The 15,902-nt window shown below is 37.5% G+C and carries 13 protein-coding genes; 8 read left to right on the top strand and 5 right to left on the bottom strand.

Going from position 1 to position 15,902, the window contains the following annotated elements; all coding sequences use genetic code 11:
- Positions 1-28: 28 nt before the first annotated feature.
- The 5 genes from NBC122_RS03740 to lon form a co-directional block, all read right to left on the bottom strand.
- Complete coding sequence (locus NBC122_RS03740) at positions 29-661, bottom strand: 7-carboxy-7-deazaguanine synthase QueE (protein WP_185145776.1); 633 nt, start codon at positions 659-661, stop codon at positions 29-31.
- Positions 654-1,538, bottom strand: coding sequence for a bifunctional 5,10-methylenetetrahydrofolate dehydrogenase/5,10-methenyltetrahydrofolate cyclohydrolase (locus NBC122_RS03735; protein ID WP_133439093.1), 885 nt, complete (start codon positions 1,536-1,538; stop codon positions 654-656). Before NBC122_RS03735 ends, NBC122_RS03740 begins: the two co-directional genes overlap by 8 nt.
- Before the next feature lie 29 nt (positions 1,539-1,567).
- The gene (gene pgi, locus NBC122_RS03730; protein ID WP_133439092.1) at positions 1,568-3,208 is read right to left on the bottom strand and encodes a glucose-6-phosphate isomerase; all 1,641 of its coding nucleotides are present in this window, start codon (positions 3,206-3,208) and stop codon (positions 1,568-1,570) included.
- 294 nt (positions 3,209-3,502) lie between these two features.
- On the bottom strand, positions 3,503-4,612 hold the full coding sequence (locus NBC122_RS03725; protein ID WP_133441046.1) for an AI-2E family transporter: 1,110 nt from the start codon (positions 4,610-4,612) through the stop codon (positions 3,503-3,505).
- Between the two features lie 75 nt (positions 4,613-4,687).
- Positions 4,688-7,093 (bottom strand): endopeptidase La, encoded by a 2,406-nt coding sequence (gene lon, locus NBC122_RS03720; protein ID WP_133439091.1) that lies wholly within the window; start codon positions 7,091-7,093, stop codon positions 4,688-4,690.
- A gap of 235 nt (positions 7,094-7,328) precedes the next feature.
- On the opposite strand from lon, the gene NBC122_RS03715 reads away from it, so the two are divergent.
- The 8 genes from NBC122_RS03715 to NBC122_RS03685 all read left to right on the top strand — a co-directional run bounded on the left by NBC122_RS03715 (position 7,329) and on the right by NBC122_RS03685 (position 15,877).
- Entirely contained in the window at positions 7,329-9,470 is a 2,142-nt protein-coding gene (locus NBC122_RS03715) for a SurA N-terminal domain-containing protein (protein ID WP_133439090.1), read from the top strand.
- A 129-nt stretch (positions 9,471-9,599) separates the two neighbouring features.
- The gene (locus NBC122_RS03710; protein ID WP_133439089.1) at positions 9,600-10,550 is read left to right on the top strand and encodes an MlaD family protein; all 951 of its coding nucleotides are present in this window, start codon (positions 9,600-9,602) and stop codon (positions 10,548-10,550) included.
- Between the two features lie 11 nt (positions 10,551-10,561).
- Positions 10,562-11,890 carry a 4Fe-4S dicluster domain-containing protein gene (locus NBC122_RS03705; protein ID WP_133439088.1) on the top strand — a complete coding sequence of 443 codons (1,329 nt, stop codon included), beginning with the start codon at positions 10,562-10,564 and terminating at the stop codon, positions 11,888-11,890.
- 69 nt (positions 11,891-11,959) lie between these two features.
- Complete coding sequence (locus NBC122_RS03700) at positions 11,960-12,742, top strand: (Fe-S)-binding protein (protein WP_133439087.1); 783 nt, start codon at positions 11,960-11,962, stop codon at positions 12,740-12,742.
- A complete protein-coding gene (locus NBC122_RS14315) occupies positions 12,742-12,918 on the top strand; it encodes a hypothetical protein (protein WP_165983191.1) in 177 nt (58 codons plus the stop codon). The genes NBC122_RS03700 and NBC122_RS14315 overlap by 1 nt, the downstream gene beginning before the upstream one ends.
- Positions 12,908-13,405 carry a hypothetical protein gene (locus tag NBC122_RS03695; protein WP_133439086.1) on the top strand — a complete coding sequence of 166 codons (498 nt, stop codon included), beginning with the start codon at positions 12,908-12,910 and terminating at the stop codon, positions 13,403-13,405. The genes NBC122_RS14315 and NBC122_RS03695 overlap by 11 nt, the downstream gene beginning before the upstream one ends.
- Before the next feature lie 71 nt (positions 13,406-13,476).
- Positions 13,477-14,613, top strand: a complete 1,137-nt coding sequence (locus NBC122_RS03690) for a glycosyltransferase (RefSeq protein ID WP_133439085.1) — start codon at positions 13,477-13,479, stop codon at positions 14,611-14,613.
- A 1-nt stretch (position 14,614) separates the two neighbouring features.
- A complete protein-coding gene (locus NBC122_RS03685) occupies positions 14,615-15,877 on the top strand; it encodes an MATE family efflux transporter (RefSeq protein ID WP_133439084.1) in 1,263 nt (420 codons plus the stop codon).
- The last annotated feature ends 25 nt before the right edge of the window (positions 15,878-15,902 follow it).

Raw genomic sequence — 15,902 nt, 5'->3', positions numbered from 1 at the left:
TTTTAATTAGAAGTAAATCTAATGTAATTTATGGAATATTCAAATATTTATGTGTTTGTACCGATGCCTGCCATCTTGGATTTGCCAGGATAAAATCGGTAATTTTCGGATATATTTCATCTCTTTTGCTCCATTCACTTTGAAGATAGAGAACGCAGTTTGCCGAAACTTTCGCTGCCTGTTCTTCCGCAAATTTTAAATCATTATTATTGAAAATAATCATCTTCAACTCATTGGCTTTAGCATAAATTGCTGGTTTTGGTAAGCCTGTTTTCTTTGGTGAAAGGGTAATCCAATCAAGCGTCCCACTCATTTCATACGCCCCGGAAGTTTCGATATGAATTTCACAACCAAGTTCTTTCAGTCTGTTGGTTAAGATTTCCAGATTCCACATTAAAGGCTCGCCACCGGTTAAAACGATGGTTTTACAAAAACCCGCTGCAGTTTCTGCAATTTCTACAGTATCCATCAAAGGGTGCAAATTGGGATCCCAGCTTTCTTTCACGTCACACCAGTGACAGCCGACATCGCAGCCTCCCAGTCTGATGAAATAGGCGGCTTTTCCGGTATGGGCACCTTCGCCCTGTAAAGTGTAAAAATGCTCCATCACGGGGAGCATTTTACCTTGTTCCAATAAAATATTTTCTTCTTTCTTAATCATTATATACTGAGGTTTTATAAGCCAAAATTGTGTTTTTCATCAACATGGCCCGTGTCATAGGACCCACTCCGCCTGGCACGGGAGTGATCCAACTTGCTTTTTCTTTGCAACTTTCAAAATCTACATCGCCCACCAGTTTGTATCCTTTTTCAGATTGATCTTCAACGCGGGTAATTCCTACATCGATGATGATTGCGCCTTCTTTAATCATATCTGCTTTTAAGAAATTGGGATCGCCCAAAGCGGTAATGATAATGTCTGCTTTTTTGGTGAATTCTTCGATATGAGGAGTGTAAGAATGCGTAAGGGTGACCGTAGAATTTCCGGGGAAATCTTTTCTTCCCATCAGGATACTCATCGGTTTTCCTACGATCCTGCTTCTGCCGATTACCACGCAGTGTTTGCCTTTGGTGTCGATATGATATCTTTCTAATAAAGTCAAAATTCCAAATGGAGTTGCGGGTAAAAAGGTGTCCATTTCCAAAGCCATTTTTCCGAAATTTTCCGGGTGGAAACCATCTACATCTTTCCTTGGATCGATTGCCATGATGATTTTTTCCTGATCAATTTGTTTTGGTAAAGGGAGCTGAACAATAAATCCATCTACCTCTTTCGACTTATTGAGTTCATCGATTTTTTCCAAAAGTTCCGCTTCGGACACCGTGCTTGGAAAATCGATTAGGGAAGATTTGAAACCAACTTCTTTGCAATCTTTGATTTTATTATTCACATAAGTCATGCTTGCGCCGTTTTTCCCAACCAGAATCGCTACCAAATGTGGCGGACGTCTATTGTGTTGAACAATTTTGTCAACATCGATGCGTATTTCTTCTTTTATTTCTTTGGAGACTTTCAGTCCATCGAGAATTTGTGCCATTTCGTTTTTACTTTAGATTTATTTTAGATTTACTTTTTCTCGTTGAAATATTTGATCAAACCATTTGTAGAGGAATCATGAGTGGTAACAGGTTCATTATTCTTTAATTCAGATAAAATTTTCCCTGCCAAAACTTTCCCTAATTCTACGCCGAACTGGTCAAAACTAAAGATATTCCAAATCACGCCCTGAACAAATATTTTATGTTCATATAAGGCGATCAGCTGTCCCAGTGAAAATGGGGTTAGTTCATTGATAATTAATGAGTTGGTTGGCGTGTTTCCGTGGAAGACTTTGTAGTTGACCAACCTGTGAATTTCTTCTTCCGAAATGCCTGATTTTTCTAATTCTGTTCTTGCTTCTTCTTCGGTTTTTCCGAAAGCTAATGCTTCTGTCTGGGCAAAAAAGTTTGCTAATAATTTTTCCTGATGGTCAGAAACCACATTGCATGATTTTGCATAAGCAATAAAATCAGCCGGAATCAATTCTGTTCCCTGATGAATCAACTGGTAAAAAGCGTGTTGACCGTTGGTGCCTGGTTCTCCCCAAATAATCGGGCCGGTTTCATATTCTACAAATTCACCATTTCTGTCTACACATTTTCCATTACTTTCCATATCTCCCTGTTGAAGATATGCTGCAAAACGATCTAAATATTGAGAGTATGGCAGTATCGCATACGTTCCGGCATCAAAGAAATTACGGTACCAAATTCCGAGAAGTCCCATTAATACCGGAACATTTTCTTTAAAATCTGCGGTTTGAAAATGAATGTCGGTTTCATTCGCTCCCATTAATAGCTGTTCGAAATTTTCGTAACCTACCGAAAGTACGATGCTTAAGCCAATCGCACTCCAGAGTGAATATCTTCCGCCAACCCAGTCCCAGAATTCGAAAATGTTTTCTTCGGCGATCCCGAAATTTTTCACGGCTTCGATATTGGTAGAAAGTGCCACGAAATGTTTCGCAACCTCGTCCTGTTTTCCCGATTTCAAAAACCATGATTTCGCAGATTCTGCATTGGTCATCGTTTCCTGAGTCGTAAAAGTTTTAGAAGCGATGATGAAAAGCGTGGTTTCCGGATCTAAATTTTTCAAAACTTCTGCGATGTGATTTCCATCAACATTCGAAACAAAATGAACATTCAATCTTGTTTTAAAATGCTTTAATGCTGAACAAACCATCACCGGTCCCAAATCTGAGCCGCCGATTCCGATATTCACGACATCGGTAATTTCTTTTCCTGAAAAACCTTTGTGTTCGCCGGAAATAACGTTACCGGAGAAGTTTTTCATCTGGTCTAAAACTCTTTTGATCGCCGGTTTTATATTTTCTCCATCCACTAAAATCTCTTTGTCTGAAAAATCCCGTAATGCGGTGTGAAGAACTGCCCGTCCTTCGGTCTCATTTATTTTTTCACCGGAAAACATGGCTTCGATTGCGGATTTTAAATCACATTCTGCTGCCAGACTTTGTAAAAGATCAAAGGTCTTCTGATCGATTAAATTTTTAGAAAAATCAAAAAGGTAATCTTCTCTTTTAACCGAAAACTGCTGAAAACGTTCAGGATTATGTAGAAAAAGAGTGCGCAGATCGAAATCGTTTTGAGCAAAATGTTCGTGGAGGTTTTTCCAGGCTGTGGTGTGGGTAGGATTTATTTTGGGTAACATTTGAGAGATTTTAAATTAGAGATTTTAAACTTTGATGTTTTAAAAATAATCGCAAATTTACGGAAAAATAAAACCTCCAAGAAATATAAGGAGAGTAAGGCTTGTGGGTTTCAAAAACTTATTTTGTCTGTAATTAATCTTTTTATAGAAGTAGGTTCTGTCAATCTTTCGCCGCAATCACCGCTTTTTAAAATTTGGATTTAAATCAAGCAAAACTGAGATTTTTGAATTATTTTCCTGGAGTTACAAATAATCAATTTTAAAATACAATAGCTTAATAAACAGATTTTTAGACTATTCCTTTTCTTCCAAAGTAATATTTTTAGTGATTTTGTATTTTTTACGCGCTTTTTTTACTTTCGTTTCTTCCCCTAAAACTCTGCCCCAAGGTTCTAAGCCTTCAACTCTTTCGAAAATAATTTTCAGAATTGCTAAAAAAGGAATACTCAAAAACATACCGGAAATCCCCCACAATTCCTCACCGATTAAAAGGCCGATAAAAGTAAAAAGGGGATTGATTTTTACTTTTGAACCTACCACCAAAGGCAGGGTTATATTCCCGTCTATCAAATGGATGACTACGTAACCGATCAGGACAAAAAGGATATGAGTTCCACCGGTTGCAAAAGAGATCACACATGCGATTAAACAGGAGAATAGGATGCCGATGTAAGGTATTACATTCAGCAAGCCGGTTAAAACGCCTAAAAGGATGGCATATTTTACTCCTAAAACGGAAAGCAAAATACTCGTTAAACTGCTGACTATAATAATCTGAATAAATAATCCGGAAATATAATTTTTGATGATTTTCTGAATTTCAACAATTCCTTCATTTACTTTCTCAAAATGTTGGCTTTGAAAGATAGATATAATGAACTGGTATAAAACACGCCGGTAATTCAGGATGAAGATGAAAAATAAGGCACTGAAAAGAAAAAACGCCATCGTCGATGAAAACATCGAAACGGTGAAGCCTAAAATGAGTCCTGTAGAAGAAAGTAATTTATCTAATGCCTGATTGATATAGCTCATTTGTTTGGCAAAATTGAGATGGAAAGTTTGGGAAACCCAGATTTGAAATTCATTAAATGACCTTGTAACCTGCTCTTTCAAAATGGGAAAATCATTGACAAAATCGCTTAATTGCGTGGAGAAAAAATAGATTAATCCTGTCAAAAAAAGCAACATGATCAAAAGCGATGAAAAGGTAGAAACTGTTCTTGAGAACCTCAGTTTTCTCTCCAGAAAATTGGCAAAAGGAAGAAATAACAATGCCATTAAAATAGCGAAAAAGAGGGGTGCTAAAACGCCTTTGCCGATTTTGGCCAAATATCCTAAAGCCAAAATACTGATGAGTACCAAGGCTAATTTAGCAATAAAAGGGAGTTTAATATCTTTCATATCACAAAATAACGACAAATTTTCTTTTTTTAATAAAAAAACGCTTCAAAATAAATTGAAGCGTTTTCTGTTTTTCTATTTTTCAATGGCCAGATCAATGACTTCGCTCATTCGCTGTACATAATTGATTTTCAGATTTTTAAGGTAATCTTTTTTGATTTCCTCTACATCCTTTCTATTGGCTTCACAAAGAATGATTTCTTTGATGCCGGCTCTTGCCGCGGCGAGAAGTTTCTCCTTGATTCCGCCCACAGGAAGTACTTTTCCACGCAAGGTAATTTCGCCGGTCATCGCCAAATGTGATTTGACTTTCTTATTCTTAAAACTCGACACAATCGAAGTCAGCATTGCGATTCCGGCAGACGGTCCGTCTTTTGGTGTTGCGCCTTCCGGGACGTGAACGTGAATGTTGTTTTTCTGGATATCTTCTGAAGAAATTCCCAATTCGTCGTGTTTTGCTTTAATATATTCAAGCGCGATCGTGGCAGATTCTTTCATCACATTTCCAAGATTTCCGGTCATGGTCAGGTTTCCTTTTCCTTCACTCAGAATACTTTCGATGAAGAGGATGTCGCCACCAACCTGAGTCCAGGCTAAACCGGTGACAACACCCGGAACTCCGGTAATTTCTGACAGACTTTTAGGACGGGGAACCCCTAAGATTTCGTCCACTTTTTCTATGGTTATTTTCGGATCATATTCTTTTTCCATCGCAGTTTGCAAAGCGACCCATCTCGCAATGGAAGCGATTTGTTTTTCTAAACCACGAACGCCGCTTTCTGAAGTGTGCGCATCGATAATATGTTTCAGTTCCGCGTTGCCAAGTTTGAATGATTTTGCATTTAGACCATTTTCTTCCTGCTGTTTTTTAATGAGATGTCGTTTGGCGATTTCTACTTTTTCTTCTAAAGTATAACCCGCGATTTCGATAATTTCCATTCGGTCAAGAAGTGGTCTTTGAACGGTGGAAAGAGAGTTTGCAGTCGCAATAAACATCACTTTCGATAAGTCGTAACCCATTTCTAGAAAATTATCATAGAACGAATTGTTTTGTTCCGGATCCAAAACTTCTAATAATGCAGAACTTGGATCGCCATGAATTCCCTGTCCGATTTTATCGATTTCATCCAAAACAATTACAGGATTGGAGGTTCCTGCTTTTTTAATGGATTGAAGAATTCGCCCTGCCATCGCACCGATATAGGTTTTGCGGTGGCCACGGATTTCAGATTCGTCATGCAGTCCGCCCAGGGAAACCCGCACATATTTTCTGCCCAAAGCATCTGCAATCGATTTTCCCAATGACGTTTTCCCAACTCCCGGAGGGCCAACTAAACAGAGAATCGGCGATTTCATATTGTTTTTGAGTTTCAGAACCGCCATGTGTTCTAAAATTCTCTTTTTAATATCTTCTAAACCATAATGGGCTTTGTCTAAAACTTTTTCGGCCTTAATAATGTCAAAAACGTCTTTTGAGTATTTTTCCCAAGGTAATTCTGTGAAGAAATCCAGGTAGTTCCTTTGAACGTTATAATCCGGAGAATTCGGATTTTGTCTTTGCAGCCGGTTGATTTCTTTTTTGAAATGTTCCTCAACTTCATCGTTCCATCTTACTTTTTTGGCTTTTTCCAAAAGTTCATCAACATCAGATTCGGGACCGCCGCCCAATTCATCCTGAATGGTTCTGATTTGTTGATTCAGGAAATACTCCCGTTGCTGTTTGTCGAGGTCTTTGGAAGTTTTATTGTGAATCTGGCTTCGCAGTTCAAGTTTTCGATATTCATCATGCATCAGAGTGTAGCACTTTTCAGCACGGATCATCAGGCTTTTTTCTTCCAGCAATTTCTGCTTTTGATCTGGTGAAAAATTAGCGTTGGAACAAACGAAGTTCAGAAGATCTTCATTATTGGAAATGTTTTTAATCGCGAAATTGGCGCCGTTCGGAATGTTTGGATCGATGTCGATTATTTTGAGTGCCAAGTCTTTTATGTTATCCAATAACGCTTCATACTCTTCTTTTTTCTTGCTGGAAGTGTCTTTGAGTTTGGTTATTTCTGCGGTAAAATACGGTTTTGTTCCGGTGAATTCTTTTATTTTAAATCTTTGGAAACCTCTCGTTATGGCGGTGATATTGCCTTCCGGAAGTTTAATGATCTTAAGGATTTTCGCCAATGTTCCCACTTGAAATAAATCACCGGTGGTAGGATTTTCAATACCGGAATTGTTTTGAGTGAGAATACCTATGAACTCATTGTTTCGCTGTGCTTCTTCTAACAGTTTAATGGACATTTCTCTCCCTGCGGTAATGGGAATAATTACTTTAGGAAACATCACCATGTTCCTTACCGGAAGGATTGGAAATACGGTTTGTTCACTGTTTTCTTCTGTATCCAACATATCGGTAATGTTAATTCCTTCTGATATAATACCGAAAGCGTCGTCTAAAATTTCATCAAAGTTGATGTCTTCAAATTCTGTCATAATATTATGGAATGACAAATTGTCATTTTTTATAAATAATTAAAGGTGATTACCCGTATTTGTCTTATATGTGCGGGTATTAAAAAGGTTTGCATAAATTGACAAGCATTATGCCAAGCAAAAATTTAGACAAAATTACCGCCACTTTACAGACAGTTTTAAATAAGTGTGCAATTTTTTTTCTAATCTGTTAAAAATGTGTATTTTCGCAAACTGATAAAATTATACAAAAAAGATGGCAATTTTAGGACAAATAAGAAACAGACCCTGGCTTTTGATGGGAATTATTGCAGTAGCAATGTTGGCTTTCGTGGTTAATCCGGATAGTCTTGAAAAGTTATTTGGCGCAGAGCCAGGTGTTTACGGTAAAGTAAACGGTGAAGAGATTTCTAAAGAAGATTTCGATGATCAACTTTTTATGCTTCAGCAGCAAGCACAACAGCAAGGCCAGCCTACAAAAGGTTTGGAAGAGCAGGCTTGGCAATTGCTGGTACAGTCTAAACTCATCAAGCAACAGTTTGAAAAAATGGGTTTGACTTTAACAGAAGATATGTTCTGGAATCAACTGCAGTTTGATCCTATGTTTGCACAGAATAAAGAATTGTTTGACGAGAAAGGTAATTTCAAGGTTCAGGAGATCAAAGGTCAGGTAGAGCAAATGAAAGGAACCAACCTTGAAGCATATAATAACTGGTTGAAAACGAGAAAATCGATCGAGTACAGAATGATGGCGAGACAACTTTTCGCTAACGTTACTACCGGGATTACCGCAAGCAAAAAAGAAGCAGAAGAAATCATGAAGCAAAGAGATCAACTTGCAGACATCGATTTTGTAAAAGTGGACTATGCGGAATATGCTAAAAAAAATCCGGTTAAAGTAACGACCAATGATCTGGCTGATTATATCAAGAAACATCCGATCCTGTTCAAGAGAGAGGCGAGTAGAAATTTAGGTCTTGTATATTTTCCGGCTGCACCCAGTGCGCAGGATGATGCAGCTACCGAGGCAGATATCAATAAATTATTTACGGAAGGAAATGACCTGAGCGGAAAAGAAAGTTTTCAAAACACAAAAAACGATTCCATGTTTATTGCTTTGAATTCTGATTTGCCATTTAACCCAAGCTACTTCTCGAAAGATCAGTTGCCGATGCCGATTAGAGACAAGGTTGCAACTGCGAGTGTTGGTGCAACTTTCGGACCTTACAAAGAACAGAATTTCTATGTGGTTTCTAAACTGTTAGATAAAAAACCATCAGATTCTACATTGTCCCGTCATATTTTGGTTAGCTATAAAGGAAATCAGGCAGGCGGAGATGCAACGAGAACCAAAGAGCAGGCTAAGAAATTGGCCGATTCAATTGGTGCTGTTGTGAAAGCGGATCCATCCAAGTTTACAGAATTCTTAAAATATTCTTCCGATCCGGGTTCTGCAGCACAGGGAGGTAGCGTAGGCTGGACTACACCTGCTACACCATTCGTTCCAGAATATTTACATTTCCTGGCGACCAACGGAAAAGGCGCAACTTCGGTTGTAGAAACGCAGTATGGTTACCATATCATCAATATCGAAGATAAGAAATCAGGTGCCATGACTTATAAAGTGGCTAACTTAGTAAAAGCGATTAAAGCTTCTGACAAAACGGAAAATGAAGTCTATACGAAAGCCACCAAGTTTATCCAGCAGGTTCAGGGAAAAAGCTTCAATGATTTTGCAAACATTGCGAAGAAAAACAATTATAACTTCTCTAATCCGACAGAAGTTGGAAGATTCCAGGGGCAACTTCCTGGCTTAGGAACAGACAAAGATGAGGAAATCATCGCTTGGGCGTTTAATAAGAAAAGAGAAAAAGGAGATACCGATATTTTTACGGTTGATGGAACAGGCGATAAGGTTATTGCTTATGTAAATGGAATCCAGGATGCGGGAACAGCAAATCCGGAAGCGGTAAGAGAGCAAATCGAACCGATTGTGAAAAACAAATTGATGGCCAAGCAGATTTCTGATAAAATCAATGCAGCCAAAGCGACAAACTTAGATCAAATCGCGAAACAGTTTGGAGTAGCCAAACAATCTGCACAGGTAAATATGCTGAACCCACAGGTTAATGGAGCAATGGAGCCTAAGGTTGCCGGAGCCGCATTTGGAGTTGCGAAAAACAAACTTTCTAATCCTGTTGAAGGAATGACTGGAGTATATGTCGTTTTGAAAAAATCCGAAACCACCAATAAACAACCGGGAGACCTAAAGCAAATGACTGAAGCTATTGCAAGACAAAGTTCGCAGCAGTTCGGTCAGGCATTATTGAAAAGCTTACAAGACAACGCAAAAATTAAAGATTATAGAATCGAAATTTATAATAAAGTTTCACAATAGTGATTTTATAAATAAAATAATTGATGAAAGCGACTGTAAAAGGTCGCTTTTTTTTGTTTTCAGTTTTCTTGCTTCTGTCGGCGGTTTATTTAAAATGTATTATATTTGTTCCCTAAAATTTAAAGAAAAGTGAAATTCACAAAAGAAATAAAAGCAGGCCTTATCGCTATTTTAGCAATTATTGGATTCGTATTTTTATTCCAATTTATGAAGGGAAAAAGTCTCTTCACTACCGATAATATCTTTTATGCCAAGTTCGACAATGTTGAGGGGTTAGCGGCTTCTAATCCAGTGTCTATAAACGGTTTGAAAGTTGGTCAGGTTGACAAGATCATTCCTGTTACCGAAAAAGACGGCCGAATTCATTTTGTGGTAAAGGTAATAATTGATGATAATTTTGAGTTTTCCAAAAAATCGACTTTAGAGATTTTTGAACCCGGTTTGATGTCTGGAAAAGAAATGCGGCTGAATCTGCAGTACGGCAGACCTATGGCAAAAGATGGTGATACCCTTTCCGGAAGCTTCCAATTATCGATGATGAACAATATTTCGTCTCAGGTAGGTCCCGTAAAAGACCAGTTACAAACCGTTTTGAAAAGAGTGGATTCATTAACGAATAATGCCAATAAAATTTTTGATGAACAGAACCGTGCAGAAATCCGGGAATTGCTCAATAACTTAAATAGAACCGTTGCGGCATTCGAAGTAACATCCAGACAGACCAATTCACTACTTGCAAACAGCGATCCGCGCATACAAAAAGTGTTGGACAACGCCAATCTTGCCACTTTAAGTGCGAAAGCTGCAATCGATAAATATGGTCGGGTAGCTGATGAAGTTGATGTGAAAAAATTAAATAATACCATTGATAAATTAAGTCTTACTGCAGATAAAATGAACGGTATTATTTCTGGCATACAAAACGGTGAAGGAAGTCTTGGTAAACTCACAAAAGATGAGCAACTTTACGATAACCTAAATCAAACTGCCGAAAACATGAATAAATTGGTAGAAGATTTAAAAGCAAATCCAAAAAGATATTTGAATTTCTCGGTTTTCGGGAAAAATAACAAAGACTAAAACCCTTCAATATGCAGTATATTGACAATATTATTTTCTTCATCGCCCTGGTTGTAGGGTTTGGCCTTTTTTTTAAAAGTTTGAAGGAAATCTACCGCAACATTCAACTCGGTAAAGAAAGCAACCGCTCTGACCAGAAATCGAAACGGTGGGAAACCATGGCAAAAGTAGCTCTCGGTCAAAGTAAAATGGGAAAAAGACCTATTGCCGGATTTTTTCACGTGATCGTTTATGTGGGATTTGTTATTATCAATATCGAGCTGCTCGAAATAATTGTCGATGGGATTTTCGGAACCCACCGGTTTTTAGCAATTATTTTTGGTGATTCTCTATACGGTGCTTTTACGGCGACTTTAGAAATTTTAGCTTTTCTTGTTATCATTGCGGTGGTCGTTTTTTTTATCAGAAGAAATTTCTACGGGGTCAAAAGATTGACGATGAAGGAGCTTTTTGGTTGGCCGAAACATGATGCAAACTGGATTTTGATTATTGAGTTTGCCTTAATGGTTGCCTTCTTAACCATGAATTCTTCTGACTGGGTTTTGCAGCAAAGACAGGTTCTCGCTGCTAATGGTAGTTTTCCGGTTTCCTCAACTTTATTAGGCCCAATTTTTCAGAACTTTGGTGACGGAGCTTTAATTTTTACAGAAAGAGGAGCGTGGTGGTTTCACTTTATAGGGATTCTATTCTTCATGAATTACCTGTATTATTCGAAACACCTTCATATTATTTTGGCTTTCCCGAATACGTGGTACGCCAATTTGGAACCGAAAGGGAAATTTAATAATTTAGATTCTGTTACCGCAGAAATTAAGTTAATGATGGATCCCAATGCTGATCCCTACGCCGCAACACCGGATGCAGATCCAAACGCAGTTCCCGAAAAATTTGGCGCCAGCGATATCTTCGATTTAAAACAGGTTCAGCTTCTCAACGCCTATTCCTGTACAGAATGTGGAAGATGTACGGCCGTTTGTCCGGCAAATATTACGGGCAAGAAATTGTCTCCACGTAAAATTATGATGGATACCCGTGACCGGATCGAAGAGGTGGGCAGAAACATCAACAAAAATGGAAAATTCGTAGATGACGGTAAGAAGTTATTAGACGACCATATTCAACGAGAAGAAGTTTGGGCGTGTACCACTTGTAACGCTTGTGTAGAAGCCTGTCCGATTCTGATCGATCCGCTTTCTATTATTATCGAGATGCGGAGATTCCTAGTCATGGAGCAATCTGCAGCACCGCAGGAGCTCAATCAGATGATGTCCAATATAGAAAACAACGCCGCTCCATGGCAGTACAATCAGGCTGACCGACTGAAGTGGGCAAGCGAATAACAATGTAATAATGTAGCAGCATAGCAATTTATCGGTAAATTGTTATATTGATAAATGGGTAAACTAATTATGGATTTCACTATAAAAACAATGGCAGATTATGCTGCCGAAGGAAAAATGCCAGAGGTTCTATTTTTTGTAGGCTGTATGGGAAGTTTTGATGACCGCGCAAAGAAAGTTACCAAATCATTATGTAAAATTTTGCATAAAGTCGGGGTAGAATTTGCCGTATTGGGTCAGGAAGAATCCTGTAACGGAGATCCTGCCAAGCGTGCCGGTAACGAGTTTATCTTTCAGATGATGGCGCACACCAATATCGAAATCATGAACGGGTATGGCGTAAAGAAAATTGTTACCGCCTGTCCGCACTGTTTTAATATCATTAAAAATGAATATCCGGGATTGGGCGGGAATTATGAAGTTCTTCATCACACTCAATTCTTAAGAAAATTAATGGAAGAAGGTCGCCTGAAAATTGAAGGCGGTATTTTTAAAGGAAAGAAAATCATCTTCCACGATCCGTGTTATCTTGGACGGGGAAACGGCGAATATGAAGCACCAAGACAGCTTTTGCAAAAATTAGATGCAGAACTGGTGGAAATGAAACGGTGTAAATCCAACGGTTTGTGCTGCGGCGCAGGCGGCGCTCAAATGTTTAAAGAACCCGAAAAAGGAAATAAAGATATCAACGTTGAAAGAACAGAAGAAGCGTTAGGGGAAAGCCCGAATATTATTGCAACCGGTTGTCCGTTCTGTAATACGATGATGACTGATGGTGTGAAACATTTTAATAATACGGAAGTTTCCGTAAAAGATATCGCCGAGCTTTTAGCAGAAGCCGACGATTTATAATGAGAAAGAACATTCCTTATTTTTTGATGATTGCAGGTGCATTTTTATTGGTGCTTAACCTTTGGTCAGCAGATTTCGATACCGACAAAATTAATTTATGGAGTGCGGGAGCAAGTCTTATGATGATCGTTCTGGGATTTATTGAATTAAAAAAGAAGCAGAAAAATGAAAATTGAAGAATCAACCATCGTAGAAACCAATGATTACCGGGTAATTATTTATCCGGCTTCCAGACCTTTTACAGCGAAAGAAAGTAAAGTGATTACCGAGCAATTATATGATTTTTTGGCAACATGGGCAGCACATGGGAAACCATTGTCATCTTCCTTTAAAATTGAGAAAAACCAATTCATCATTATTTGTGTTGACGAAGAGATAGAAGTGGCCTCGGGCTGTTCAATTGACGCTTTAGGCGTTGTGATGAAAAGGATTGATCAGGAATTTCAACTCGGTTTATTTGACCGCATGAAAGCAACTTTTGTGGAAAACGAAGAAATTAAAACCATGAAATTACAGGATTTCCGAAGTGGTTTGAAGAATGGCGAAATCTCAACGGACATCGAAGTATTCGATTTTTCTAAAAATACTTATGTTGCTTTTTTAAGCGATTTCCTATTGCCCCTGAGGAGAAGTTGGGCTGGGACATTCACCGATCTCACGTAAATCTACTCTCAATATTCCTTGGTTTTAAAATAGGTTCCGGATAGGCTAAATATTGGATTTTTCTTATATACATGGCAAAAATACTTTTTTTAACTACGGCCCATAATTATGATGATGACCGAATTTTTTATCATCAGGCAAAGGAATTAAAGTCCCAAGGCCATGAGGTTATGGTAAGTAGTCTGTGCTCTGATTTTCAAGGCGTTATTGAAGGTGTCCTCATTCAGTCATTTGGAATATTGACGCTTTCTAGTAAAGAGAAGACTGAAAAATTCAGGAATATATGCACTAGTTTTTCGCCAGATTGTATTATCTGTTCGGAACCTTTAGCAGTGATTGCTACAAAAGAGTATACGAAATACCGGAAAGCGCCTGTTTTGTATGACATTACCGAGTGGTACCCGTCTAAAAGGATGCTTAAAAATTACTTTTTTTTTGGTAAATTATTTCATTTTATAAAATTCGGCCTCATTCAGTTATATGCTGGTTTTATAAGTTCGGCATTTATTTTCGGCGAACACACGAAGAAGTTTCCTTTGGCCTATCTTTTTCCCCGCAAATTAAAGTTGGTTTTGCCCTATTTTCCGAGCGAAATTTATATTCAAAAAAACATTAAAAAATTAAAAGCCAATGAAATTACACTTTGTTATACTGGCGAAATTTCCAAGGAAAAAGGAATAGATAACTTCTTTAATGCTAGTAGAGCATTACGAAAAAAAAGACCCCTTCTTCAAATTAAAATTCTTATTATTGGCGGAGCAAGATCGGAAGGAGAACAGTTCCATTTTGAAAATTTAGTAAAAATGTATAAATGGGCAAATGTTTCAATTCAGAAACCTACTCCATTTGCAAAGTTTACAGAATCATTTTCGGAAGCAGATATTTGTTTTGACTTACGAACCAGCAATATTGAAAATAATCACTGTTTACCGATAAAGATTTTCTATTACGCCGCTGCCGGTAAACCTGTCATTTACACTGATCTCAAAGCGACGAGAGAATTTGTAAATGTTTCTAAATTCGGGTATTTAGTCAATCCGGAAAATTCAAATTTAATTGCAGATTATATCATTCAGTATATCGAGAATACGGATTTATATGATAAACACGCCGTGGCTGCGCGAAAAGAATATGAAGGGAAATATAATTGGGAAATTATTCGACGTTCTTTTACGGATTTCGTAACGCTTTTTATTCATAAGGATTAAGATGAAACAACTTACAATCGTTCAAACCTTTATTTCCCGATTTTTAATTTTAGTATTAAGTTTTGGTTTGGTTATTTTTTCCACGAACATGTGGGGAACCGAGGGAAAAGGTGTAATTGCAATTCTTATTGCCAATGCGGCAATTGTAGGCTTTTTCAGCAGCGTGTTTTCGGGCAGCAGTATTTCTTATTTTTCCTCGAAATTTAAAACGGAGCAGGTTTTACTCTACGCCTATCTTTGGTCAATCATTGTAGGAGTTGTCGTGCCATTGACCTTTTCTTTAGTTTTTCGGCAGGATGACTATCTTTTGTACTTAATACCTATATCAATATTGTTTTCGCTGCTCTCGGCCAATATCAATTTATTTATTGGCAGAAAAGATATCCGTCGCTTTAATTTATATACGATTTTACAACAGTTGGTCCATTTTTTATTTCTTATAGTTTTGATCTATGTTGTAGGTTTTGAAGATGTTGCAACTTACTTTATTGCCCAGATTTTCTGTTATACGATATTGTTTTTTTTGAGCAGCTTTCAAATATTAAGTAAATCTAAACTTTCAAATTTTACATTTTCTATTGTAATAATTGTAGCAATGTTCAGTTATGGTTGGAAAACACAATTAAGTGCGTTTATTCAATTTTTAAACTACCGGCTTTCATTCTATTTTTTAGAATATTTCCAAGGAATCGCTACCGTTGGAGTGTTCTCTATTGGAGTAGCGTTTTCCGAAGCGATATGGACCCTTAGTAGAAGTCTCGCAGTTATTTTATATGCAGACGTAATTAACAGTAAAAATGAACAGGATTCCATTACAAAAACAAAGTCGTCTCTGAAAATTACGTTATTTGTAACTGTGTTTTTTCTCGCAATCATGCTTTTGGTTCCGGAAAAGGTATATACAGTTATTTTCAGTAAAGATTTTTATCAAACCAAAAAGATTATATTATTGCTGTCACCTGGAATTGTCGCCATCGCAGTAAGCAATATTATAGGGTATTATTTTGCGGGAACCAATCGGTTAGGAATATTAAATGTTAAATCAGTTATAGGATTTTTAATTACTATTTGTTTGTCATTTTATGCTATTCCTAAATGGGGGATATTTGGCGCTTGTTTAGTTACTACAGTTTCTTATTGTGTTTCATCAGGGGTGCTTTTTTGGAAATTTTTTTCGATAACCAATTTTAAAATTCAAGATTATCTCATTTCCAAATCAGATCTCAATCTTTACCTAAGAAAGATAGTAAGAAAGTTATCTTAAATTAAAAATTATCATTTTATGATGA

The organism is Chryseobacterium salivictor, from assembly GCF_004359195.1.
GTDB classification, from domain to species: domain Bacteria; phylum Bacteroidota; class Bacteroidia; order Flavobacteriales; family Weeksellaceae; genus Kaistella; species Kaistella salivictor.
Note: the sequence above shows the minus strand (reverse complement) of the source record. Positions and strands in the feature narration are given on the sequence as shown.

Excerpts from the sequence above, each read along its gene's own strand:
- pgi (WP_133439092.1), bottom strand. The coding sequence starts at position 3,208 with ATGTTACCCAAAATAAATCCTACCCACACCACAGCCTGGAAAAACCTC.
- NBC122_RS03690 (WP_133439085.1), top strand. The coding sequence starts at position 13,477 with ATGGCAAAAATACTTTTTTTAACTACGGCCCATAATTATGATGATGAC.
- NBC122_RS14315 (WP_165983191.1), top strand. The coding sequence starts at position 12,742 with ATGAGAAAGAACATTCCTTATTTTTTGATGATTGCAGGTGCATTTTTA.
- NBC122_RS03685 (WP_133439084.1), top strand. The coding sequence starts at position 14,615 with ATGAAACAACTTACAATCGTTCAAACCTTTATTTCCCGATTTTTAATT.
- NBC122_RS03715 (WP_133439090.1), top strand. The coding sequence starts at position 7,329 with ATGGCAATTTTAGGACAAATAAGAAACAGACCCTGGCTTTTGATGGGA.
- NBC122_RS03740 (WP_185145776.1), bottom strand. The coding sequence starts at position 661 with ATGATTAAGAAAGAAGAAAATATTTTATTGGAACAAGGTAAAATGCTC.
- NBC122_RS03700 (WP_133439087.1), top strand. The coding sequence starts at position 11,960 with ATGGATTTCACTATAAAAACAATGGCAGATTATGCTGCCGAAGGAAAA.
- NBC122_RS03695 (WP_133439086.1), top strand. The coding sequence starts at position 12,908 with ATGAAAATTGAAGAATCAACCATCGTAGAAACCAATGATTACCGGGTA.
- lon (WP_133439091.1), bottom strand. The coding sequence starts at position 7,093 with ATGACAGAATTTGAAGACATCAACTTTGATGAAATTTTAGACGACGCT.
- NBC122_RS03735 (WP_133439093.1), bottom strand. The coding sequence starts at position 1,538 with ATGGCACAAATTCTCGATGGACTGAAAGTCTCCAAAGAAATAAAAGAA.
- NBC122_RS03725 (WP_133441046.1), bottom strand. The coding sequence starts at position 4,612 with ATGAAAGATATTAAACTCCCTTTTATTGCTAAATTAGCCTTGGTACTC.
- NBC122_RS03705 (WP_133439088.1), top strand. The coding sequence starts at position 10,562 with ATGCAGTATATTGACAATATTATTTTCTTCATCGCCCTGGTTGTAGGG.